The sequence below is a fragment of the Virgibacillus chiguensis genome, assembly GCF_900129865.1.
GTDB classification, from domain to species: Bacteria; Bacillota; Bacilli; order Bacillales; family Amphibacillaceae; genus Virgibacillus; species Virgibacillus chiguensis.
In genome coordinates this window covers 87657-110466 of record NZ_FQXD01000014.1, presented here as the reverse complement: position 1 = coordinate 110466, position 22810 = coordinate 87657, and the positions used below count along the sequence as shown (strand labels likewise).

Below are 22810 nucleotides of genomic sequence, written 5' to 3'. Positions count from 1 at the left end.
CTAGCTAATGCGCCGCGGGCCCATCTGTAAGTGACAGCATATGCCGCCTTTTAACATTGCGTCATGCGACGCTTTGTTTCATCCGGTATTAGCCCCGGTTTCCCGGAGTTATCCCAGTCTTACAGGTAGGTTGCCCACGTGTTACTCACCCGTCCGCCGCTCGTTCCACAAGCGTCACTCCCGAAGGAGATCTGCTTGCTTCCCGCGCTCGACTTGCATGTATTAGGCACGCCGCCAGCGTTCGTCCTGAGCCAAGATCAAACTCTCCATAAAAGTTTGTGATGATGAACACCGTTCTTCATCATTCTTAGCTGCTGAGATTTCTCTCAGTTTATTTCTTGAGAAAAAAACAGGGTTTGTTTTTTTCTTGACATACTGGTTGTTTTGTTCAGTTTTCAAAGAGCAAATATGTTAGTCCGTCTTTTTTTGACGCAACTTCTTAAGTTTACCATTTTCTAAAAATCTTGTCAACAACTTTTTTCAAAAAGTTTTTTTGTGATTTATTCATTCAAAATGGCGACTTAATTAACTTAACACATTTCTATAAGATATGTCAATAAGTTTTTTCGAACATTTTTACCGCTAATTTCCAACGCAATTTTTGCGACGCTTATAACTGTACCATGTGTTAATTTTAAAGTCAATCCTTTTTTATATTTTTTGCTAAAACAATCCTTTCTCTTATACTATGAAAATTTAAATATTGCGATGGGAATTTGAAGTTCTGATACAAATGAGCAGTTCTCTTTCTTTCTTTGAAATAGAGTAGTAATCTTTAACCTTTTCCTTTTCGAAATCTGAAGTGCCTTTTCATATGAAAACGTCTTAGAGTTTAATTATATTAAAAGTTCATTTCCTTACATCACTAGTGCAACAAATTTAATACATATAAAAGTTGTTCTTAATTTATACTTCATTTCATTGCAAATAAGCAAAATAGAAAGGGGCGTGTTGAACACAATTATGACGAACCTCTTGCTCATTACCCCAAAATAACCGTTTAAAAAACATTGGAAATAATTGGCTCATCTCCAACTCTTTATCGTGGAAGCCCGATTTTTTTATGCTATAAACCTTTAAGCTTTTATGATTTACTTGCTATAGTATAAAAAATCGTTCCACTATTTACTTACCATATATTTTCTATGATACACTCCTTCACCTTTTGTTTGTTCTGTAGCAGTTATTAACATATTTTTATCAACAAGGTACGTTATAATCGCTGATAAGTCTAGAGAATAAGGCTGAAGCTTAGGCAAAGCTTTTAATTCGCCATAGTACCATTCGTTTTTTGTGTGCATCATATCTAACAAATGCTTTACAGCCATATTTGCTCTTGCTTTAATGACATAATCCATAGCGATTAACATTAACTGTACTCTCTTCTTCAGTTCTTCTTTACTTTCTATAAACTCTTCGTATAGTTTATAAACTTCAATATCAATTTGTTTTACCTGACTCCAAACAGTTACTTCCGGATAATACCCTTTTTCAATAACAGCCAATCTAGCCAAATAATGAAGTGAATATAAAATTTTACTATTCGTATCCATATATTCACCCGCTTCAAATAACTCTTTGGCTTCATTGTAGCTTTTTATAAGCTTACCAAACTCCATGATTTTACGTAAATTTCGTTTATCATCTGGAAAGCTTTGCAACGTAGCTTTTAAATTATTAAAAAATTCATTTCGGTCAAAAATGATTCTACCATAAATTATCCACTCCACTGCATTCCGGTAACCGCTCGTATCTATCCATTCCATTAATAGTTCTTCCGTTACTATATGAAGTGCACACGTTTTATCCGCAAATTCATAGTGTTTCACATTCCAAGTTTTTTCAGCTTCTTGAACAATGATAAGTAAAACGACATCGAAATTATCCGTTATTGGGCTATCAGGCTTCGTTTTTTCCAATATTAAAATTCCTAATACATCAGAATTGCTAGCATGGTGTTGATAAATTGATCGCAAGTATTGTTCCATTACTTTTCCTCCATTTGTTTACAGATATGAACTTAAATCGACATAGAATGTCATTTATATGTACATTTACTTGCATAAATTGTCGTATTATATTACATTCGCTGTAAAAGGTTCGATTCCCTCTTTTATTAGTCAAATTCTTTCCTAGTCTTATTTGTTTTTAAGTAGTCTTCTTAGGAATGGAATATAAAAGGGTTCAGGGAAGTGCATGATTTTTTCAGCTCATTATTCGGTAATAGACAACACAAAATGCGAATTGAATTATCAAATCTTTTTCATATAATATATGCTATACTACTTATGAAGGGGTTAAGGGGGGACATCATGGCTCAAATCGTATATTCAAGCAAAATAAACAAAATTAGATCCTTTGCATTGATTCTTATATTTGCTGGAATTCTTCTTATGTATGGTGGCATACTAACCAAAAAAATTCCATGGCTTATGGTTACATTCTTCATCCTAGGGGTTATAATGGTCGTCTTAAGTTGTGTAGTTTACCTTTGGATAGGGACTTTATCGCTAAAAGCAGTGCCGATTATTTGTCCAAGCTGCGAAAAACCAACAAAGATGCTTGGCCGCGTTGACGCCTGTATGCATTGTAAACAACCATTGACACTGGATAAAGAATTAGAAGGTAAAGAATTTGATGAAAAATACAATACAAGGCGCTATTGGAAAGCAATGAAAAAAGAGGAAAGTTCTATAAAAAAATAACCATTCCCGCGTCAGCCTATTTAGATGGTTATTGGGTATGAATATTGTTTCTCACAGCACATTTATATTCGGAATACAAACACACACGCATTGCATTCTAATTAAAGTTTAGAAGAACTTGGCTTAGTGCCATATTTATAGTGAAATACGCACTGTCATTTCCTGTAGTTGTAAAAAAGTCTCGATCGCTAAATGCAATCGAGACTTTTTTACATTCATTATCCACTTTTTTGTTTGTTTTTTTCTTCTTTTTGGCATTCTTCACATTCACCATACAATTCCATGCGATGATGACTGACTTTAAATCCAGTTACCTGCTCAGCTAATGCCTCGACTTCATCCAACGAAGGATAATGAAAGTCAACAATTTTTCCACATGAGTTACAAATAATATGGTAATGATCTGAAGTATTACAATCAAACCTGCTTGAAGAGTCGCCATATGTTAATTCTCTAACGAGGCCTACTTCACGCAATACACGTAAATTATTGTAAACCGTTGCGACACTCATATTAGGAAACTTACCCTCAAGAGCTTTATAAATATCATCAGCTGTAGGATGAACCATCGAATTGAGTAAGTACTCAAGAACCGCATGTCGTTGTGGAGTGATACGGACGCCTGATGCTTTTAATGTGCTTATAGCCTCTTGCAATCTGTTTTCAGACACCCTCATCCACCTCACTTTCAGTAGTTTATACAAAAATAATTCTATTCTTAAATTATAATCTTTATAAATAGTTTAAGCCCTACAACCGCGTTCTGTCAATCATAGCCCCTTAAAATAATTGTTTGCGTAGAATTTCTATTAACAAGTAATCATATTATAATTATTTTACCCCGCACAGATCAATTACATGCATACACACATTTACCTACATTCTCATATTAGAAAAACTTGGCTTATCAAATTTTTACGGAAGCAGCTGTAGTTTTTCTTGTTACTATAAAAATTAAAACTTCATACTTTCCTATAATACACATTTCTAGGTATTATCTTAAGAAGGCTGCTTACGCTATTATTCTGCTACAAAAATCATGTAGTGTGCAAAGTTCTTTCTTCTCCTTCAAGCAATTGGTTCATGTATCTCGCTGCAACAAATAAATAATCCGATAAGCGATTCAGAAAAGTAAGGCTTAATGGATTGACGTTTTCTATCCCTACAGCTAGACGTTCTGCTCTTCGCGATACTGTTCTAGCGACATGCAAGGCCGAAGAGGCTGGTACTCCAGATGGCAAAATAAAATTTTTTAACGGCTTTAACTGCTTATCCCAATCATCAATTTGCTTTTCCAATGTTTCAATATGCTTCTCGGTTAATTTCCAAGGGACTTCTTTATCTAATGGTGTAGCTAGCTCTGAACCAACATGAAACAACAATGTTTGCACACGGGAAAGTTCTTCGATAACAAACTCTTTTTCTTTAAACGTACTCTCTTGTTGCAAATAACTAATAGCTAAACCAATCATCGAATTTGCCTCGTCACAAGTTCCATACGCTTCAACGCGAAGATCATTTTTATTCACACGCTCACCATATATAAGCGATGTTTTTCCTTTATCTCCAGAACGTGTATATATTCGCATATGTATCCTACCCTCCTAATTTATCAGTTTTTATCATCCTTTATGCTTTTAAATTATAAAAGAATTTAACACTTTAACATAGAAATAAGAGTTCTTTTTCCCTAGTATGCTATTAAAAATTTATCGTCTTATAACCGTTTTTAAAAACTTGTTCCCAATACGAAAATTTAAATTTTTTCGTTATAAAGACTTAGCTTATTACCCATGATGACAATAAATTGAATGTATCGCTACCTTTCTTCATTGTTTGTTAAAATATCAGGCTTATTCCTAATTCTTTAATAAAAAAGTTAAAAACACTTAAAGTTTCCCTATACCGTAAAGAACAAAGGCGCAAGTGCCCGGTTAGCAACGTAGCGACTGGAACGAACCAATGATGACTTATCGTAGGGCGATTCGTGAAGTCGCCTAGTTGCTGGGCGCCGGAGCCGGACGTGGCTAAATAACTTAGTAAGTTTATCCAGCTGCAAAATTTCTATAATTTCCTAGACTATAAAAAAGCAGATAGTCAAAATCGACTATCTGCCCTTAAAACGACGGATTAAAAGTAAGTGCACATGAGAGCTAAGAGCACTTCCGTTAGTTTGCCTTTAGTTATAAAGATAGTAAAGTTCTATGAGAGGCCACTTGTTACATATTTACTGCAATTGCTCGCGAATAAATGACAGCGCCTCTTCTACATGCCCCTTCACTTTTACTTTACGGAATTCCTTCTGTAACACGCCTTCTTTATCTATAATAAACGTGGAGCGTTCTATACCATAATATTCTCGGCCAAAGTTTTTCTTTAGTTTCCAAACACCAAATTGTTCTGCCACTTGTTTTTCTTCATCAGCCAATAACATAAATGGCAAGTCATGCTTATCAATAAACTTCTGATGCGATGCAACAGGATCAGGACTAATACCAATAATCACCGCATCAAGATCTTCAAAGCTCTCATGCGCATCTCTAAAATCACAAGCTTCTGTTGTACAGCCTGGTGTCATATCTTTTGGATAAAAATATAAAACGATATATTTTCCTTTATAATCAGATAAACGAACTAATTCTCCAGCTTGATTTGGTAGAGAAAAATCCGCTACTTTTTCTCCTACTTGTACAGTCATCGTTATCCCTCCATCCAATAGTTGCGTTTCTACTATATCATATATTCGCCTACTTATTCACTGATTCCTGCTCTGATCTTGGTATTGCACTAATCTTAACACAAAAGCAGTAGGTAATATATAACCAATTAAGGCCTGCATGAGGGCGATAATTTTCCCAATACCAACAGGCGTTATATCACCATATCCGATTGTTAGCATTGTTACCCCACTAAAATAAACAGCCTGTCCAAGGGCGTCAAGTATACTCACTTGTCTCAATTCTCCATTTTCTACAAGTACGATATCTTGCATGGACAGCACAAAATAAATGAGTCCGAATCCAACGATAACTACTGCATAAATAATTAATAACATATAAAAGAACTCTAATGAAAAGCCACTGCGTCGTATATACGTCTGCATTTTCCCTACATGGATAAAATCAATGAAGCTCCTACCCATAACAAAAGTGACAGCAATGATTAGTAACCACGCTAACATAGCACACCCTCTCCAATTGCATAGTATTATTAGTTTATGCAAAGGATTAGACATGGTTGTCAATACTTTTAGTAAAACGTGGCTTCCCAAGAACAATTGATGACGACTTCTATCGTTTTCCATAAGACAGACTATAGAAATTCCAAAACCGTTTCTTCAAATAAAATACCCCTATAAAAAGAGTACAGTTCAAATTCTAAAAGAGATAGAGTAAAATAAGATGTAAGCTTTTATATAGTAATAGCGACTTAAAAATTAATTGTATTAGTTTTTATGAACCAATTAATTGTTTAACCTAAAATACATGAATTTGTTCGAGCATTAACTATTTACTTGTGGCACAGCGGAGGATTGTTGGTGGGTTAGCTATAAAGTAGAAAAGGAAGGTGAATCCAATGAAGAAAATTTATCTTATAGAAGATGACAAAAAAATTGCTGACTTATTAAAAGATTATCTAGAAAAATACGAATACGACATACAGCTTGTTCAAGAATTCGACCGTATTGTAGAAGAGTTTCAAGTCTTTGAACCACATTTAATATTACTTGATATTAATCTTCCTAGCTATGATGGGTTTTATTGGTGCCGAAAAATCCGCAGTATATCTAATTGTCCAATTATATTTATTTCCGCACGTGATTCAGGTATGGATCAGGTGATGGCAATAGAAAACGGTGGCGATGACTATATTACCAAGCCATTTAACTTTGATGTGGTTCAGGCAAAAATAAAAGGAATTATGCGTAGAATCTATGGAGAATACGCCTCAAGTACACCTATAGACTTGTTAGAGATTCGTGATTTATGCTTACATTTAACTGCAATGGAAGTTAGTCTTAACGGGCATAAAGCTATTTTAACAAAAAATGAATTTATTCTACTTAAAGCATTTATGGAGAATGTAAATCACGTATTATCACGAACCTTCTTATTGGAAATGCTATGGGATGACGAACATTTTGTGGATGACAACACGTTATCCGTTAATATTACGCGCGTACGTAAAAAGCTTGAAGATATTGGTGTGCACCAAAGTATTCAAACCGTTCGTGGTGCCGGATACAAAATGATCGATACGTGGAGTGAACAATAATGAAAGATTTTCTCAAAGATAGTGTCCCAACCATACTTTTCTTTTACACACAGTTAATTGTTTTCATCCTCATCGTTCAGCTATTTTATGGTATTAAAGCTGTACCAATGGACTGGGATTTGATTATCTATTTATTTATTTTATTAACATTTGGATTACTCCTATTTCTGGCCTATCGTTATTACCGATTACGTGATTATTACGTGACAATCCATCATGACAAGGATAATGCAACGTGGCTACCAGATCCGCCAACACAATTACTTTTAAATATTAAGCAGCAACATGATGCACAAACAAACCGCTACGCCGAAGAAATCGAGCAGTTGAAAGAACAAAAACAAATGGAGTTTCATTTCATTCAACAATGGGTGCATCAAATGAAGACACCTGTTTCTGTCATGCATCTAACTTTGCAAAAAGAAAAATTACAGTTGTCCCAAAATTTCTTGCACAGTATGCACGAAGAATTAGAGCGTATGCAACAAGGTTTAGATTTAGCCTTATACCAATCTCGATTGCAAAAGTTTGATCGTGATTTTCAAGTACAACAAATTGTATTAAGAGATTTAGTTAAAGATATTATTCAAGAATTTAAATCTAGCTTTATTCGTAACCAAGTGTATCCTGAACTTACCATTGAAGAAAAATACGTGGTAACAACCGATTCTAAATGGCTCCGTTTTGTAATTAGTCAAGCTGTTTCCAATGCCATCAAATATTCGAAAGACGAAGTAGCCAAAATATATTTTTGTACAAGTTTATCCGACGATCATAAACTGGTATTGCAAATCACCGATACTGGCTACGGAATTCCGCGTGAAGACATCAACAGAGTTTTTGATCCCTTTTTCACCGGGAAAAATGGGAGGAAATTTAGAGAATCAACAGGAATGGGTCTATATTTATCTAAACAAATTTGTACAGAACTTGGACACGAGTTAACCATTGCATCTGAAGAAGGAAAAGGAACTACCGTGTCCATCCATTTTAGTCATCGTTAGGCTTACAACCTTGTAAGCTTAACCATTACTGTTTGAAAGAAAAATCAATAGGATATATGGCTCCTGTATTATAGAATTATGATGAATAAATTCGTTTAGTTATAAACACGTTTGAAGTAAAAACTATATAACCTAACTTTTTAAACATAGTATAAAATCGCTACCAAATAGGGAGGTGCACATATGCCGTTACTACAAGCAGAAAATTTATCCAAAACGTACGGTAGCAAACGTGGAATTTCGTACGAAGCTTTGCACCAATTTACGCTTACTGTACAACAAGGAGAATTCATAGGTATTATGGGACCTTCAGGAAGTGGCAAGACGACCTTGCTAAACTTACTGTCGACCATTGATAAACCGAGTTCGGGAAAAATTATTATTCATGGAGAAGATGTCACTTCTTTCTCTCATCACAAATTGGCGAAATTTAGAAGAAAAGAAATGGGGTTTGTTTTTCAAGACTTTAATTTATTGGAAACATTAACTATTGGAGAAAATATTTTGCTCCCTTTAACATTAAATAAAGTAAAAGTGAAAGAGATGACACCAAAATTACATATCATTTCTAAACAATTAGGCATTGAAGATATTTTAGAAAAACGTATTATGGAAGTATCTGGTGGTCAAATGCAACGAGCGGCCATCGCTAGAGCGCTTATTCATAATCCTTCCATTATATTTGCTGATGAACCAACTGGTAATTTAGATTCTAAAGCGTCACTACAAGTAATGAATACGCTAAGTCACTTGCAAAAGCATTATGAAACAGCAACACTAATGGTAACGCATGACCCGTTTGCTGCAAGTTTTTGCCAAAAAGTCATTTTCATTAAAGATGGAAAGTTGTATAACGAAATACATCAAGGTAACAATCGACAAACTTTTTTTGAAGCGATATTAAACATGCAGTCATTATTGGGAGGAAACATCCATGACCTTCAGACAGTTCACTTTTAATAATGTCAAACGTAATACACGTGCATATTTAAGTTATTTTCTAAGTTGTATGTTTGCTGTCATCGTTTTTTTTATGTATGCCGTAGTTATTTTCCACCCTGAAATAGCAACATACGACTTTATTGATGCTGTAAAATCGGGAATCATTGCTTCTGAAGTCATTATTTACCTGTTTTCTTTTTTATTTGTACTATATTCAACGTCTGCCTTTATTAAATCACGCAAGAAAGAATATGGTATTTTAACAACGTTAGGAATTAGTAAATTTCAGTTAAATCGAATGCTCATTTTGGAAAATACAATTATTGGTCTAACTTCTATCGTTGCAGGAATATTAGTAGGAGCTCTATTCACGAAGCTTTTCTTAATGATATTTTCTGTCATTTTAGGAACGGGGGAAGTGTTTTCCTTTTATTTGTCCTGGAAGGCGATTGCTATCACCGTAATACTGTTCTTTTTTATGTTTGAAATCAATTCGCTGCTTGTTGTACTTACATTGCGAACAAAATCGGTTATGGAAGTATTTCGTGGCGCTCAAGCACCAAGGAAAAAACCGCGTTTCTCTTGGATTATAAGCGTACTAGCGTTAGCTGCTGTTACTTATTCCTATTATTTAGCATACACTGCTGACCTTATATCTATGACATACCGCATGTTTATTATTTTAGCACTAATTATTCCCGGGACATATTTTTTATTTACCCAGTTTAGTATCGCTTTAACTAGCTTTTTACAAAGCAGAAAACGTATTTTTTACAAACGATTAAATTTATTAATTATTTCCGACTTAACATATAAATTAAAAGACAACGCTAAGTTACTTTCTATGGTCACTATATTAAGCGCCGTTGCTTTTACATCTTCCGGGGTATTGTACGGGCTATTCCAAGCAGCAGAAGAAGAAAGCGAACGTTTCGTACCACAAGATTACTCTTTGCTAGCAGAAGGCGAAGAAAATAAAGCGGAATTCAATGAAACTATTCAAGAAGTAGAATCTATTTTTCGTAAGTCACAAATGCCGTTTCAATCTTTAATCATCCCTGCTGTAAAAACATCATCGACCTCGAATATAGCTGAATGGGACGATGTGGAAGTATTCGTGTTTGGTTTTTCCGATTACAATAAAATGATGGATACAAATAAGCAGAAACAACTCGAAGCATTAAAAAATAATGAAGCCATATTACTTACCCAAGAAGTAATTAGTCCATATATTCCACCTATACCAAATAAATTACAATTTTTTACTGGTAAAAAAGAGATAGAACTAAAAATCGAGCTAAAGGAAAACACGACGAACGCCACAGCTTTTTGGGGTAGCAACCTAGTTGTATCAGATTCTACATTTAACAAACTTCAAAAATACGGAGAAGAAGCCTATTATTATACGGCGAATATACCTAATTGGATAGAATATGTTGATGAAATAGAACAAGCAGAAGTCGCCGCTTCAAGTGATGCTTTCTATAAAAGCTCCAGGGCAGTCTTCTATACAGGTTTCAAAGAAGCAGTGTCGTATTTGTTCTTTTTTGGGATTTTTATTAGTGTGCTATTTTTTCTAGCCGCTGGATCGATTCTTTATTTCCGTATGTATCAAGGTATTGATAAGGACATTGCTCATTACTATTCACTTTATCGTATTGGCTTAACAAATAAAGAAATGAAGAAAATCGCAACGAGGCAAATTGCCTTTCTATTTTTTCTACCATTTTTCGTAGCCGTTATTCATGCTGCTTTTGCCTATAAAGCATTACAAAATATGCTTGCATCATCTGTGCTCATACCTAGTATGTATATTATTTCATTTTATTTTATTGTGCACTTTATCAATTTTATTTTTATTCGTAATTTCTACCTTTCTAGACTTAAAAAAGCGGCACGCTCTTCTGCTTTATAACAGCACTCTAATCTGATAAGCTATAAAATAGGTGATTAACTTACTTTTTACAACAGGAGCTAAAGGGCTCAGGTGAATACACCATGTTTTCAAAGTTTTAAAAGCAAGGCATGATTCCAGTTTTCAACAAGTTTGCAAGATACGTATTGCATATTTAGGTAATTGGTATACAATTACATGGATTCATGTAACCTAGGAGGAAAATAATTATGAATTTTTCAACATCAGAAGCACTTCATCAGGAAGCATTGAAGCATATTGTGGGAGGTGTTAATTCACCATCACGTGCTTATAAAGCAGTTGGAGGCGGCGCACCCGTTTACATGGAAAAAGGGGAAGGCGCTTATTTTTGGGATGTCGACGGTAATAAATATATTGATTATTTAGGGGCTTACGGGCCAATTATTACAGGGCATGCGCACCCACATATTGCCAAAGCGATTACACACGCAGCTACGAATGGTGTGTTATATGGTACACCAACAAAATTAGAGAACCAGTTTGCTAAAATGCTGAAGCAAGCCATTCCTTCGTTGGAAAAAGTGCGTTTTGTCAACTCAGGTACAGAAGCCGTAATGACCACTGTTCGTGTTGCAAGAGCTTATACTAACCGAACAAAAATTATTAAGTTTGCTGGCTGTTACCATGGACATTTTGATTCTGTCCTCGTAGAAGCGGGCTCTGGTCCAGCAACGCTCGGTACACCTGATTCAGCAGGTATCCCGGAATCCGTAGCCCAAGATGTTATTACGGTTCCTTTTAATAACATAGAAGCGTTGAAACATGCTTTAGATATTTGGGAAGGCCAAATAGCAGCTGTGCTTGTTGAACCTATCGTTGGAAATTTTGGGATTGTAGAGCCTAAGGAAGGCTTTCTCCAAGCTGTCAACGACCTTACACACAATGCTGGAGCCCTCGTTATTTATGACGAAGTAATTACTGCATTTCGCTTTACATATGGAAGCTCTCAGCAAATATATGGTATTGAACCTGATATGACAGCTATGGGTAAAATCATTGGTGGTGGTCTACCAATTGGTGCATATGGCGGTAAAAAACAGATCATGGAACAAGTAGCTCCGCTTGGCCCTGCTTACCAAGCGGGAACGATGGCTGGAAATCCAGCTTCCATGGCAGCTGGAATAGCATGCCTAGAAGTACTACAAGAAGATGGCCTTTACGAAAAGCTTGATCAGCTTGGTGAAAAGTTGGAAACGGGAATTTTAGAGAAAGCTGACAAATACAATATTTCCATTTCCGTCAATCGACTTTGCGGAGCCCTTACCGTATATTTTGGTGATGGCGAGATTACCAATTATGAGCAAGCTGAGGCTAGCGATGGAGAAAGCTTTGCAACATTTTTCCGCCTCATGCTTCGCCAAGGAATTAACCTAGCCCCATCAAAATATGAAGCTTGGTTCTTAACCATTGCACATACGGAAAAAGATATTGAAGAAACCATCGCGGCTGTAGAGAAAACATTTCAACACATGCAAACGAAGTAAGCCACATAAGAGTAAGTTAGCTTATCGCTCGTAATACCGAAACGAATCTCATTTAAACAGCTTGATGGTTCCCTATATAGTAAGCAAGGACTGTTTGTAAAGTTACAAGCAGTCCTTTTACGTATGCATAAAACAACCTCTCTATTAGAATAATAGGAAAAAGAACAGAAGGAGGATCATAATGCAAGCGCCATATTGTTGTCCCAATTGCAAAACAAATAAGACGAGATTTAACAAAATTGATCAAGTAGCAAACCCGATAAAGATGGATGCACAAACGGGAGAAATAGTCGAGACATATGAAACAAATCAAGTGGAAACCTTTCATATCATGTATCAAGGGCCTAAATTTAAAATCCAGTGCGCAGCTTGTGGCGTCATTGAAGATGAAACAACTTTCATTCAATTCGCGCAATACAAGTCTTGATACTATTTAGATTTTATATACTCGCATGTTCACTTTAAGAAGGAAGTGAACATGTAAAAATTGTTAGACATATGTTTTAATTCCTATGGTGGAATAAAAGCTACGGGGCGGTAATCTACTCGCCCCGATCATGTAAAACTTTCATACCGTTTTCTTATACTATGAACCAACTTTCCTATAGTGAATTAAAAACCTTCATAACACGCATTGTGCGAATCATCATCTAATTCCAATTTTATTTTTTGAAGCTATCACGTATGCTTCTTTGCTTAACCTTGTTCAACAGTAGTGTCTAGGTGTTGCACTTGGTACAAATTATAATATATTCCTTGTTTATGCATCAGTTCATGATGCGTTCCAATTTCTTTAATTTTTCCATCTTCCATTACGACAATACGATCCGCATGCGTGATTGTGGCTAATCGATGCGCAACAATAAACGTTGTTCGGTTAGATGCCAATTTTTCCATTGCCTCTTGAATCGTATGCTCACTTTCTAAATCAAGAGCGGATGTTGCTTCATCAAAAATAAGCATTGGTGGATTCTTTAAAAAAACACGTGCAATGGCAATTCGTTGTTTCTGTCCCCCTGATAATTTCACACCTCGTTCACCAACAAGCGTATCATAGCCATATGGTAACTGCTGAATAAATTCATGAGCATTTGCCGCTTTAGCTGCTTTCATCACTTCTTCATCCGTAGCATGAGGGTTGCCCATGCGAATATTCATTGCGATTGATTCGCTAAACAGGGTGTTGTCTTGTAGTACCATTCCAATTTGATCTCGTAGTGAACGCACCTTCACATCTCTAACATCAATTCCATCTACTTTTATTGCTCCACTCGTAGCATCATAAAAACGTGGTATGAGACTTACAAACGTTGATTTCCCTCCGCCACTCATACCGACAAGAGCAATGGTTTCTCCTTCTTTCACATGAAGGGAAACATCCCTTAACACAGCCTGTTCTTCATCCTCATATTGAAAATAAACATGCTCAAAAGTTACTTCACCACGTAGGTTATCTAATTCCGCCGCATGAGGTCGATCTGTAATATCATATTTCTCATTCATTAACTCAAAAACGCGGTCGATGGAAGCGATCGATTGCACAAGTGTTGTCGAAGAATTAATTAATCTTCTTAACGGGCTATACACCCGTTCCATATATCCGACAAAAGCGACCATTGTTCCCATTGTTAAATGACCATGAATAACTTGATAGCTCGCATACGCGATTACTAACAGAGGTGCTACATCTGTAATTGTATTCGTTACTGCAAAAGTTTTAGCATTCCAATTTGTATGCTCCAGTGCTCTGTTCAAAAAATTATTATTCCTTTTAGCGAATTGTTCTTGTTCATAATCTTCCAATGCAAAGCTTCTCGTTACCGGCATGCCTTGCACGCGTTCATGTAGATGACCTTGAACTTCTGCAAGCGCTTGTGAGCGTTTACGAGTGAGTTGCCGCAGTCTTCCGTAAAAATATTTAATGGAAAAACCAAACAAAGGAAATAGAATAATAGCTACAATGGTTAATTCAATATCCATCGACAACATAATTCCGATAGCAATCAGTATCGTTATCAGGTCCAACCAAATATTCATTAGTCCTGTAATGACAAACGTTTTTGTTTGTTCGACATCATGTATTACCCGGGAAATAATTTCGCCTGTTTTTGTTTTGGAATAGAATCTCAAACTTAAACGCTGTAAATGGTCAAATAAACGGTCCCGAATATCAAAAAGCACCTTATTTCCAACCCACTGAGCTAAATATTGTCGAATATATTCAATAGGTGGTCGTAAAACAAAGAAAATGATAAAAGCAGTTCCCATCAACCAAATAAGTTGGGTTGTCTTTTCCGTTTGACTCAGTGCTTCATTACCAATAATGTTATCAATTACAAATTTTAGGATCAAAGGCATTAATAACGGAATGCCAAATTTAACAATCCCGACTATAACTGTCCAAAATATCTTCCATTTGTAAGGTTTTACAAAATACATATATTGCTTCATTGAATTCATTTCGAATACGTCCTTTACGAAAAAATAAAGTAAAAGCAGTTGTCCGTTTAAATACACGATACAATTGCAGCATCAAGCCAACACTAGAACCTGCTTGTCGCCAGGTATGATAGCGAAAGCTGTAGTTTTTTCTTATATTTATAGACTTTTTACTTTCCTACAGTGCAAAGAAAAGCCTTGCTACTCATTTGTAACAAGGTGTAATCATTCTATTTTCGTTCTTGCTTTATCGATATGTTAAGTATCGCTCATACCATTCATCGACAAACCCTGGTGAAAAAGGACCATACCTTTGTCTCACCCACCTTACAAGAATATTCAATTGGTGATGTAAGATATAATCAAGTTTACTTGGGTATTTCATTTGTTGTCGATGTAGCTCATACTCGTCTTCATCTAATAAAGTATATGTCATATCTGGATAAACTTTTACATCTAAGTCATAATCAATATATTTAATTGCACGATGCTCATATAGAAATGGAGAGCTGATATTACAATAGTAATAAATACCGTCTGTTCGAAGCATACCGATGACGTTAAACCAATGCGCTGCATGAAAATAACAAATAGCTGGTTCTCTCGTAAACCATGACCTACCATCGCTTTCTTTTACCTCTGTTCGGTCATTTGCTCCGATAACAACGGTCTCTGTCCCTTTTAAAACAAGACTGTTTGTCCACATACGATGCAACCGTCCATTATGTTTATAACTTTGTATTTGTATATTAGTTCCTGGGATCGGAGCAACCATTCAATCTCCCTTTCCTTTACAAAAAACCTCCATAACGAATCATGCATATTATTATAATGGTAATAGAGAGAAATATAAAGTAATTCATTTTCAATATGTAAACATCTTGCCTGTTTCCATTTACAAAATATACCATCCTACTAAGAAAGCAAGAGAAAACTATACTTGTTGCAAGTCTTAAAACAAAAGCTGTCGTTTTTTATACTATAAACAGGAAAAATTTACTCCTATAGCAAAATAAAAATAGGACTATACCAAAAGCTTTAACTCAGCTTTTGGTATAGTCCTTGGCATAATTGAGGCTATAAATCGTTACTTTTTGTTTTGTTGAGATTTTTGGTTTTGCTTTCTTACTTCTTGAGCATTTGTTTGTTCAGCACCATATTCTGTACCGTACTGACCTTGCCCTTGAGCGGCTTGTTGATTCTGTTGCTTAACCTTTTGAATGTTTGTACCAGTAGAAGTTTGGTTTGGTTGTTGCTTTTTAGCCATCAATATCACCTCCGCAATAATTAATTTGTCCGACAACACATGAAGTTATCCATTATTTTTGTAGTAAAATAATGATTTTTTGGTTATTCATTCCATAAACGAATAAAACCTTGGTCAAATACGCATATTAAGAACGGGGTATTTATATAGCTTTATCTTATAACTGAAATTGTTATGGACTTACTGGAGGGTGAGTTATGGAAGAAAACAGACGTGATTTCACAGAACTTTCCATGATCAGTAAACAAGATTGGGATAAGAATGAATTAGATTATTTTCAACACGCTTTGTCACAGCTTTTGCCATATATAAACCCAGAAGGACTAAGCATCCTGCATGAAATTAATAAAGAGATGCAAGCAAGAAAAAAATAAAAAACGATGGCTGTCGCCAAAATATTTATAACGATAGAACGTCGTTTTGCTTATACTATAAGCCCTAAAAATTCACTTTCCTATAGTATAAAAAACACAAGGCATCAATTTGCCTTGTGTTCCTGTTACATATTTTGTTCCTTTTCATATAAACTATTTCTAATTTTTTGATGTGGTACAGGAAAAGGGTAATTTGTTAATTCCTGTTTACTAACTAGCTGTAACCTGTTACTTTTGCTTAATTTTTTAATTAATTTTGCTTCATATACTTCTAAATGCCATATTAAATGTGAAAAAACATGCTTTAGCTTACCTTGTTTTTCTCCTAACGTTATTTCTAATCCATACTCATTATAAACCCAATTTTCTAAATGAACCCATTCTACTTCTTTTATAGGAACCATAGGAAATTGCCACAAATTAGCTAACAAACCATCTTCTTTTCGCTTTTCAATTATATAATTATCTTGGTCATCAACTGCTAACAACACAACATAAGCAATATTCTTTTGTTTTTTTGCTTTCTTTTTTACGGGCAACTGTTCTTCCGTACCTGCTACAAAAGCTTGGCAATGCGCTTGAACCGGACATAATAAACAAGCTGGAGATTTAGGTGTACATATTAAAGCCCCTAATTCCATGACAGCTTGATTAAACGATGAGGGGTCTTGTGGATCAATGAGCTTGCGTGCATAGACTTCAAATAGTTTTTTCGTCCGCTGTTGCGTAATATCACTTTCAATTTTTAATACTCGGGATAAAACACGCATAACATTTCCATCAACAGCTGGCTCTGGCTGATTGTAAGCAATGGATAAAATCGCTCCCTTTGTATACGGGCCTACCCCTTTTAATGCGCCTAGTTGCTCTGCATCATCTGGCACCCTTCCATTGTACTTCGTTGCTACCTCTTTCACTGCATTTTGCAAATTTCGCGCTCTAGAATAATAGCCAAGCCCTTCCCATTCCTTTAACACTACTTGCTCATCCGCTTGTGCTAATGCTTCTACAGTTGGGAACTTAGACATAAAACGATTAAAATATGGAATAACCGTATCTACTTTTGTTTGTTGTAGCATTACTTCAGAGACCCATACTCGGTAAGGATCCTGATCTTGGCGCCAAGGTAAATCGCGTTTATTTTCCTTATACCAGCTTAGTAAATCACGTCGAAATGTTAAAATGTCAATAGATTGTAGTTTTTCATCATTCATAAATTCACTTCCTATATGGTACAATAAAAACATCATAAAATATTTCCTGTCCTTTATAGTGCGTGTTCAGAGTTCGCAAAAACATACGTAGGCTTTTGAACATACCTATTACTGCAGTAGGAATATACAAACTATAAACGCAGCTTAAGGAGGAAAAAACATTATGGATACTGGTACCCATATTGTAATGGGAGTTGCGCTTGGGGGATTAGCTACCATTGATCCTGTTATAAGCAATGACCCCGCTTTATTCAATGCTGTCCTAGTAGGAACAATTGTAGGTTCCCACGCACCAGATTTTGATACCGTTTTAAAATTAAAAAATAATGCTACCTATATACGCCATCACCGTGGAATTACACATTCTATTCCAGCAGTTCTTATGTGGGGAATTTTAATTGCAAGTATAATCCACTTGTTTATACCAGAAAAGAGTTTCTTTCATATTTGGCTATGGACTGCTATAGCAGTAATCATCCATGTGTTAGTGGATATTTTTAATGCCTATGGAACACAAGCATATCGACCCTTCTCTAATCGATGGGTAGCTTATGGATTTATTAATACGTTCGATCCATATATATTTTTCTTGCATATTGCCGGCATTGCCGCTTGGGCGTTAGGGGCAAATCCTGCATTTATATGGGCTGTTATCTATAGCGTTATTGTACTTTATTACATTAAACGTTATATGGATAAACGATTCATCGTAAAGAAAATTAACAGCTATTTTTCCGACTTAGAGCAGATTGCTACATCACCAACGATTAAACAAAATTATTGGCGTGTCGCTATAACGACTAAAGATAGGTTCTATGTTGGTGTCGTCGATAACAATCACATTGAAATTATTGATGAGTTCACAAGAGTACCGCTCCCAGATACAGAGCTGATGAAAATGGCCAAGACGGATAAAAATATTGCTGCTTTCCTTTCATTTTCTCCCGTATACCGATGGGAAATTAACGAATATAAAGATTATACGGAAGTGCGATTCATCGACTTACGCTATCGCTCCAAAGGGCATTATCCATTTGTTGCCGTTGTGCAAATAGATGATTCGATGCACATTACAAGTTCTTACACAGGATGGATCTTTTCAGAAAAGAAACTTCAGCATAAACTTTATGTAGAAGAAAGTCCCATTTAAAGAACAAAGGATCAGAGCACCCGGTTAGCAACGTAGCGAGTGGAACGAATCAACTAAGTTTTAAGAATCATGTTGAAGCACGAACTCCAATGATGACTTAGCTTAGGGCAATGGAGTGAAGTCGCCTAGTTGCTGGGCGCTGGAGCCGGATGTGGCTATTCGGTTAAATCAAATTCTACACTTTCTTTTCATGTAAAACAGCAGGCTAACCCCTGCTGTTTTCTTTGGTTAGGCAATTTTAGACTTTATATCATATACCATTAGCATGCACATAAGTCAAACTCTGCACCACCTGTAGATTTAAAAAAACTATATAACAACTTGAAAACATCCATTTATTCTACGCGTTTCCCTAACAAAGATATCGGAATTGCTTCCTGTTTTTCTAGTACCTCTCCTAATAAATTAACTCTGTGCCCCCAAGCAAACACACCGTTTATATAGTCCACCTTGAAATTCCATCCTGGATCTGTTGTAAATTCATACGTCTCATTTGCTGTAAAGTCATCTGGATTTATTGTATAAGCTAAAGCAACCTGCATTTTACGCTCATTAACTGCCACCTCAGAAATATTTCCTAGCTGTTCTGCTTTTTGTGCTTTTTCTTTTAACCTGCCTATTTCCTGGCGCAATTGCTCAATAGAATAGTCACTATAGCGATAATTATTGTTCATTTTTGTTTCCCATCCTTCTCCCCATTTGCATTTTTATTACATGTTTAGCTTAGCGAAATTCTTATTTCCTACAGCGATAGAAACTAAATCCTCTTTATTTTACCAATCAACAAACAGAAAAGAAACCTAACAGCCCTATCACGATTACTCTTTATCATCCACATGTCTTTCTAAATACTGCTGAATAAGTTCAAAAGAAAAACCTTTTCTATACAATCCTTCTGTTATTTTCTGCCTTAACTCAAACCCTGTTCTTTTCATTGCATGCTTTTTCTTTAATTTTTCTCCATGATGGGTAATAGCATCCCATTCGGCATTCCTATCAATGGATGATGGAAGTTCCTGCACCACTGTTTGGACTACACTTTTATCATAACCTTTTTGTTGTAAAAAAGTTTGCATTTTTTGTAGTCGCTTTTTATATGACTCTGTTTTTTTCTGTTGTTGTTTTTTCTCCACTAATTTTTTCACTTTATCATATTGAATGGCATATGAGAATTGCTTTAACGCATCATCTGCAATGTTTTCCTCTACTCCTTTTTTCAACAATTCCTGCTTAATGATTGCCGGGCCTTTTGTGGATGTATTTATTCGTGATCGTACAAACATGTCAGCAAACTGATGGTCATTAAGAAGTTGCTCTTCTACCAACTTGTCCATCACGCTTACTATATGAGCTTGATCTACTTCTTTTTTTGTTAAGTAGGCCTCTATTTCTTTTTTTGTTCGCATGCGGAAGCTTAAATATCGAATAGCAAGGGTATAAGATTGGTACATGCTATCACTTCTTTTGATGGCGTCCATCAAGGAATCTGAAATTTCCATGCCTTTTCGTAACTGAAAATGAATTAATACAGATTCGTCTACACTAAAACCGTAGCGTTCCCCTTTATTATCATCAGTCAAAAAAATATTATATCGTTGATGCGTTTTTTTCTGTGTTGTAATACGAGTGATTTTTGACATTCCACTCTCTCTCCTTTTTTTCATCATACCAAAATGGAGCGGAATGAAAAAGTTATTCTATATTATTAATGAAGGCTTTTTTAACATGCTAACAAGGTTTCGTTCTCCACTGCGTAGCATTGTTACATTTTCGAGTACAGATCATCTTTTCGCCACACTTTGTGGATAGCACCTTTTACTACTTTAGCTTTTTTGTATCGTTTATAATGAGATAGAAGTTGAAATGTAATGTAGCCGTTTCATGATTGCAAGTCTTTATAACGAAAACTTATACTAACTTAGACCCAAAACCCCTTGCCGCTACATCTTATGTGAGCAAATAAAATTTACGAAATGTTAGCATCTTTGAATGCGCTCTGCTGATGAGAAACATGGAATAGCACATATTGGGGAAACTGACATTAACTTAAGATTAACATATTGAATATGAAGGAGGAGAAAACATGAATGTACTAATAACAGGAGGAACTGGATTTATTGGCCAAGCGTTAACGGACTATTTATGTGAGCGTGATTATCATGTATATGTGTTGACACGCTCCCCCCAAGAACATACAGATACAAATAAACAAACTTTTATTGGTTATAACTATCCTAATGAACAATTGCCGCCTATTAAAAGTGTAATTAACCTTGCTGGTGAATCTTTATTTGGTTATTGGACAAAAACAAAGAAAGAATTCATTTTATCCAGCAGAATTCAAACAACCGAAAAAATACTAGCATTTATGGAAAAATTGCCAAATAAGCCAGATGTATTCATTAGTGGTTCTGCTGTAGGATATTACGGAACCTCCAATGACCTGATGTTTTCCGAAAGCACGACTACTCCTGGTGATGACTTTCTAGCAAAGGTTACAACGAAATGGGAAAACGTCGCTAAACAAGCTGAGAAATACAATATTCGCACAGTACTTACTCGTTTTGGTGTTGTTCTAGGAAACGGTGGCGCTTTACCAATGATGCGATTCCCTGTCCAACTAGGTGTAGGAGGAAAAATTGGGTCCGGGGAACAATGGATATCATGGATTCATATTGAAGATGCTGTGAAATTAATCGTTTTTTGTATGGAAAATAAAGCTATATCTGGACCTGTAAATATAACTGCACCACACCCAAAGCAAAACAAAGCATTTATGCAGACATTAGCAAAAGTGTTAAAACGACCCTATTGGTTTCCTGTTCCTTCCATATTTATGTACACGGCACTTGGCGAAATGGCGGGCTTAATAACTAAAGGTCAGTACGTCATTCCCCAAAAAGCACTAGATCATTCATTTACGTTCTCTTTCCCTTATCTACAGGAAGCACTCCACCATCTTCACCACAAATAAACCTGTGCGGGATAGCAAAGTGAAGAAAAAATGAACTGGCAGCTTTGCAATATAATACCTTAAGCTGCCAGTTTATTTATTGGATGTATGGAAACCTTCATCCATTTTACAAAACAAGTGGATGCTTTTGTCTCCTGTTTCGCATGGATAACAACTTAATTACCATTGCTTCTGCTATCAGTCTTGCTTCCGCTTTTTCCTCACTAAATCCGTATCCAGTAATTACATTCGTACTTTCAAAGTTAATAAAAGCTTGCCAAACTTCTTTTTTTGGTACATTCCATACATATATAAGTACAGCATTTTTTGATATCACTTCAATTTGAAGTGGATAATCTTTAAACATAAATCGCAACATCTTACATTTGGTTAAAGTCGTAACTGTTGGGTGATAAATCTTTAGACAGCAGATCATGGATTTCCTCCTCTTTTATTCTTTATAGGAACATTTTACAATATGTTCAAAATAAGAACAATGATTTCCCATTTTCTTTTAAGAATCATGGTAGGATGGAAATTACTATAGAATATTTTCTAATTTTAACCAATTGAGTGTGATAGTCCATGAACATACAAATTGCATACAACATTAAACGTTTACGAGAGCAACAAGGTTGGACTCAGCAGCAATTAGCAGATAAGCTTCAGCTTTCACGCTCTGTCATAGCTAAATGGGAAAACAGCCATGTTACCCCTGATATTTCTTCGCTAATGAAACTTTCAGATCTTTTTCATGTGTCCATTGACTATTTAGCAGGCAATAACACATTTCATGAAAATGTGATTGCTGAACTAAAGCACGTCTTTCAAACTTCTGATCAATCATTTGACGATGAGGCTGTAGAAATAATGGAATATGTAATGACATTTCCAGAATTCAAAGAAAGATTATTTCAATTAAAACAACTCACTCCTAAAAAGCAACATTCTATACACGAATTGCTAGGAGCTATCATTCAACAATATAAGCAACTATAACTCGCACATGGAGTCGGAATAAAGAATACTTTATTCCGACTCTTTTTTTACGATAAAAAAGGGCGTTC

The 22810-nt window shown here is 35.6% G+C and carries 23 protein-coding genes and 1 rRNA gene; 11 read left to right on the top strand and 13 right to left on the bottom strand.

Annotated elements, in window-relative coordinates; all coding sequences use genetic code 11:
* Both BUB45_RS14940 and BUB45_RS14935 read right to left on the bottom strand, forming a co-directional pair.
* Positions 1–273 (bottom strand): 16S ribosomal RNA (locus BUB45_RS14940); the annotation flags it as partial.
* Positions 274–1121: 848 nt separating this feature from the next.
* Positions 1122–1988, bottom strand: coding sequence for a nucleotidyltransferase-like protein (locus BUB45_RS14935; RefSeq protein ID WP_073011420.1), 867 nt, complete (start codon positions 1986–1988; stop codon positions 1122–1124).
* A 324-nt stretch (positions 1989–2312) separates the two neighbouring features.
* On the opposite strand from BUB45_RS14935, the gene BUB45_RS14930 reads away from it, so the two are divergent.
* Positions 2313–2705: a YgzB family protein gene (locus tag BUB45_RS14930; protein ID WP_073011419.1), complete on the top strand. Its 393-nt coding sequence runs from the start codon at positions 2313–2315 to the stop codon at positions 2703–2705.
* Between the two features lie 218 nt (positions 2706–2923).
* Here the strand turns inward: BUB45_RS14930 and perR are convergent, their stop codons facing one another.
* The 4 genes from perR to BUB45_RS14910 form a co-directional block, all read right to left on the bottom strand.
* The gene (gene perR / locus BUB45_RS14925; protein ID WP_073011417.1) at positions 2924–3382 is read right to left on the bottom strand and encodes a peroxide-responsive transcriptional repressor PerR; all 459 of its coding nucleotides are present in this window, start codon (positions 3380–3382) and stop codon (positions 2924–2926) included.
* A gap of 360 nt (positions 3383–3742) precedes the next feature.
* Positions 3743–4294: a cob(I)yrinic acid a,c-diamide adenosyltransferase gene (locus tag BUB45_RS14920; RefSeq protein ID WP_073011415.1), complete on the bottom strand. Its 552-nt coding sequence runs from the start codon at positions 4292–4294 to the stop codon at positions 3743–3745.
* 638 nt (positions 4295–4932) lie between these two features.
* Positions 4933–5403 (bottom strand): thioredoxin-dependent thiol peroxidase, encoded by a 471-nt coding sequence (gene bcp / locus BUB45_RS14915; RefSeq protein ID WP_073011413.1) that lies wholly within the window; start codon positions 5401–5403, stop codon positions 4933–4935.
* Between the two features lie 57 nt (positions 5404–5460).
* Entirely contained in the window at positions 5461–5886 is a 426-nt protein-coding gene (locus tag BUB45_RS14910) for a potassium channel family protein (RefSeq protein WP_073011410.1), read from the bottom strand.
* A 395-nt stretch (positions 5887–6281) separates the two neighbouring features.
* Between BUB45_RS14910 and BUB45_RS14905 the strand changes: the two genes are divergently transcribed.
* The 6 genes from BUB45_RS14905 (at position 6282) to BUB45_RS14880 (ending at position 12773) form a co-directional block, all read left to right on the top strand.
* Complete coding sequence (locus BUB45_RS14905) at positions 6282–6980, top strand: response regulator transcription factor (protein ID WP_073011408.1); 699 nt, start codon at positions 6282–6284, stop codon at positions 6978–6980.
* A complete protein-coding gene (locus BUB45_RS14900) occupies positions 6980–7984 on the top strand; it encodes a sensor histidine kinase (protein WP_073011405.1) in 1005 nt (334 codons plus the stop codon). Before BUB45_RS14905 ends, BUB45_RS14900 begins: the two co-directional genes overlap by 1 nt.
* A gap of 183 nt (positions 7985–8167) precedes the next feature.
* Positions 8168–8944, top strand: a complete 777-nt coding sequence (locus BUB45_RS14895) for an ABC transporter ATP-binding protein (protein ID WP_073011401.1) — start codon at positions 8168–8170, stop codon at positions 8942–8944.
* The gene (locus BUB45_RS14890) at positions 8919–10841 is read left to right on the top strand and encodes an ABC transporter permease (RefSeq protein WP_073011398.1); all 1923 of its coding nucleotides are present in this window, start codon (positions 8919–8921) and stop codon (positions 10839–10841) included. Before BUB45_RS14895 ends, BUB45_RS14890 begins: the two co-directional genes overlap by 26 nt.
* A 209-nt stretch (positions 10842–11050) precedes the next feature.
* Positions 11051–12346, top strand: coding sequence for a glutamate-1-semialdehyde 2,1-aminomutase (locus tag BUB45_RS14885; protein ID WP_073011395.1), 1296 nt, complete (start codon positions 11051–11053; stop codon positions 12344–12346).
* A gap of 181 nt (positions 12347–12527) precedes the next feature.
* Entirely contained in the window at positions 12528–12773 is a 246-nt protein-coding gene (locus tag BUB45_RS14880) for a DNA alkylation repair protein (RefSeq protein WP_073011393.1), read from the top strand.
* A 269-nt stretch (positions 12774–13042) separates the two neighbouring features.
* Here BUB45_RS14880 and BUB45_RS14875 read toward each other — a convergent pair whose 3' ends face one another.
* The 3 genes from BUB45_RS14875 to BUB45_RS14865 all read right to left on the bottom strand — a co-directional run bounded on the left by BUB45_RS14875 (position 13043) and on the right by BUB45_RS14865 (position 16052).
* Positions 13043–14806: an ABC transporter ATP-binding protein gene (locus BUB45_RS14875; protein WP_073011391.1), complete on the bottom strand. Its 1764-nt coding sequence runs from the start codon at positions 14804–14806 to the stop codon at positions 13043–13045.
* A 226-nt stretch (positions 14807–15032) separates the two neighbouring features.
* Positions 15033–15560, bottom strand: a complete 528-nt coding sequence (gene ntdP / locus BUB45_RS14870; RefSeq protein WP_073011388.1) for a nucleoside tri-diphosphate phosphatase — start codon at positions 15558–15560, stop codon at positions 15033–15035.
* A gap of 312 nt (positions 15561–15872) precedes the next feature.
* Positions 15873–16052: a gamma-type small acid-soluble spore protein gene (locus BUB45_RS14865; RefSeq protein ID WP_073011385.1), complete on the bottom strand. Its 180-nt coding sequence runs from the start codon at positions 16050–16052 to the stop codon at positions 15873–15875.
* A 197-nt stretch (positions 16053–16249) separates the two neighbouring features.
* Between BUB45_RS14865 and BUB45_RS19945 the strand changes: the two genes are divergently transcribed.
* Entirely contained in the window at positions 16250–16426 is a 177-nt protein-coding gene (locus BUB45_RS19945; RefSeq protein ID WP_162985873.1) for a hypothetical protein, read from the top strand.
* Positions 16427–16551: 125 nt separating this feature from the next.
* Here the strand turns inward: BUB45_RS19945 and mutY are convergent, their stop codons facing one another.
* Positions 16552–17640 (bottom strand): A/G-specific adenine glycosylase, encoded by a 1089-nt coding sequence (gene mutY, locus BUB45_RS14860; protein WP_084723733.1) that lies wholly within the window; start codon positions 17638–17640, stop codon positions 16552–16554.
* A gap of 163 nt (positions 17641–17803) precedes the next feature.
* Between mutY and BUB45_RS14855 the strand changes: the two genes are divergently transcribed.
* Entirely contained in the window at positions 17804–18790 is a 987-nt protein-coding gene (locus tag BUB45_RS14855; RefSeq protein WP_073011382.1) for a metal-dependent hydrolase, read from the top strand.
* Between the two features lie 335 nt (positions 18791–19125).
* Here BUB45_RS14855 and BUB45_RS14850 read toward each other — a convergent pair whose 3' ends face one another.
* Together BUB45_RS14850 and recX are read right to left on the bottom strand one after the other, a co-directional pair.
* The gene (locus tag BUB45_RS14850) at positions 19126–19464 is read right to left on the bottom strand and encodes a YfhH family protein (protein ID WP_073011363.1); all 339 of its coding nucleotides are present in this window, start codon (positions 19462–19464) and stop codon (positions 19126–19128) included.
* A gap of 144 nt (positions 19465–19608) precedes the next feature.
* On the bottom strand, positions 19609–20430 hold the full coding sequence (gene recX / locus BUB45_RS14845) for a recombination regulator RecX (protein WP_073011361.1): 822 nt from the start codon (positions 20428–20430) through the stop codon (positions 19609–19611).
* Between the two features lie 443 nt (positions 20431–20873).
* Here recX and BUB45_RS14840 point away from each other — a divergent pair, with 443 nt between their 5' ends.
* The gene (locus BUB45_RS14840; RefSeq protein WP_073011358.1) at positions 20874–21764 is read left to right on the top strand and encodes a TIGR01777 family oxidoreductase; all 891 of its coding nucleotides are present in this window, start codon (positions 20874–20876) and stop codon (positions 21762–21764) included.
* 106 nt (positions 21765–21870) lie between these two features.
* On the opposite strand, the gene BUB45_RS14835 is transcribed toward BUB45_RS14840, so the two are convergent.
* A complete protein-coding gene (locus BUB45_RS14835; RefSeq protein WP_073011355.1) occupies positions 21871–22179 on the bottom strand; it encodes a hypothetical protein in 309 nt (102 codons plus the stop codon).
* 149 nt (positions 22180–22328) lie between these two features.
* Between BUB45_RS14835 and BUB45_RS14830 the strand changes: the two genes are divergently transcribed.
* Positions 22329–22742, top strand: a complete 414-nt coding sequence (locus BUB45_RS14830) for a helix-turn-helix domain-containing protein (RefSeq protein WP_073011352.1) — start codon at positions 22329–22331, stop codon at positions 22740–22742.
* Positions 22743–22810: the final 68 nt, after the last annotated feature.

Excerpts from the sequence above, each read along its gene's own strand:
- BUB45_RS14935 (WP_073011420.1), bottom strand. The coding sequence starts at position 1,988 with ATGGAACAATACTTGCGATCAATTTATCAACACCATGCTAGCAATTCT.
- BUB45_RS14930 (WP_073011419.1), top strand. The coding sequence starts at position 2,313 with ATGGCTCAAATCGTATATTCAAGCAAAATAAACAAAATTAGATCCTTT.
- perR (WP_073011417.1), bottom strand. The coding sequence starts at position 3,382 with ATGAGGGTGTCTGAAAACAGATTGCAAGAGGCTATAAGCACATTAAAA.
- BUB45_RS14920 (WP_073011415.1), bottom strand. The coding sequence starts at position 4,294 with ATGCGAATATATACACGTTCTGGAGATAAAGGAAAAACATCGCTTATA.
- bcp (WP_073011413.1), bottom strand. The coding sequence starts at position 5,403 with ATGACTGTACAAGTAGGAGAAAAAGTAGCGGATTTTTCTCTACCAAAT.
- BUB45_RS14910 (WP_073011410.1), bottom strand. The coding sequence starts at position 5,886 with ATGTTAGCGTGGTTACTAATCATTGCTGTCACTTTTGTTATGGGTAGG.
- BUB45_RS14905 (WP_073011408.1), top strand. The coding sequence starts at position 6,282 with ATGAAGAAAATTTATCTTATAGAAGATGACAAAAAAATTGCTGACTTA.
- BUB45_RS14900 (WP_073011405.1), top strand. The coding sequence starts at position 6,980 with ATGAAAGATTTTCTCAAAGATAGTGTCCCAACCATACTTTTCTTTTAC.
- BUB45_RS14895 (WP_073011401.1), top strand. The coding sequence starts at position 8,168 with ATGCCGTTACTACAAGCAGAAAATTTATCCAAAACGTACGGTAGCAAA.
- BUB45_RS14890 (WP_073011398.1), top strand. The coding sequence starts at position 8,919 with ATGACCTTCAGACAGTTCACTTTTAATAATGTCAAACGTAATACACGT.
- BUB45_RS14885 (WP_073011395.1), top strand. The coding sequence starts at position 11,051 with ATGAATTTTTCAACATCAGAAGCACTTCATCAGGAAGCATTGAAGCAT.
- BUB45_RS14880 (WP_073011393.1), top strand. The coding sequence starts at position 12,528 with ATGCAAGCGCCATATTGTTGTCCCAATTGCAAAACAAATAAGACGAGA.
- BUB45_RS14875 (WP_073011391.1), bottom strand. The coding sequence starts at position 14,806 with ATGAATTCAATGAAGCAATATATGTATTTTGTAAAACCTTACAAATGG.
- ntdP (WP_073011388.1), bottom strand. The coding sequence starts at position 15,560 with ATGGTTGCTCCGATCCCAGGAACTAATATACAAATACAAAGTTATAAA.
- BUB45_RS14865 (WP_073011385.1), bottom strand. The coding sequence starts at position 16,052 with ATGGCTAAAAAGCAACAACCAAACCAAACTTCTACTGGTACAAACATT.
- BUB45_RS19945 (WP_162985873.1), top strand. The coding sequence starts at position 16,250 with ATGGAAGAAAACAGACGTGATTTCACAGAACTTTCCATGATCAGTAAA.
- mutY (WP_084723733.1), bottom strand. The coding sequence starts at position 17,640 with ATGAATGATGAAAAACTACAATCTATTGACATTTTAACATTTCGACGT.
- BUB45_RS14855 (WP_073011382.1), top strand. The coding sequence starts at position 17,804 with ATGGATACTGGTACCCATATTGTAATGGGAGTTGCGCTTGGGGGATTA.
- BUB45_RS14850 (WP_073011363.1), bottom strand. The coding sequence starts at position 19,464 with ATGAACAATAATTATCGCTATAGTGACTATTCTATTGAGCAATTGCGC.
- recX (WP_073011361.1), bottom strand. The coding sequence starts at position 20,430 with ATGTCAAAAATCACTCGTATTACAACACAGAAAAAAACGCATCAACGA.
- BUB45_RS14840 (WP_073011358.1), top strand. The coding sequence starts at position 20,874 with ATGAATGTACTAATAACAGGAGGAACTGGATTTATTGGCCAAGCGTTA.
- BUB45_RS14835 (WP_073011355.1), bottom strand. The coding sequence starts at position 22,179 with ATGATCTGCTGTCTAAAGATTTATCACCCAACAGTTACGACTTTAACC.
- BUB45_RS14830 (WP_073011352.1), top strand. The coding sequence starts at position 22,329 with ATGAACATACAAATTGCATACAACATTAAACGTTTACGAGAGCAACAA.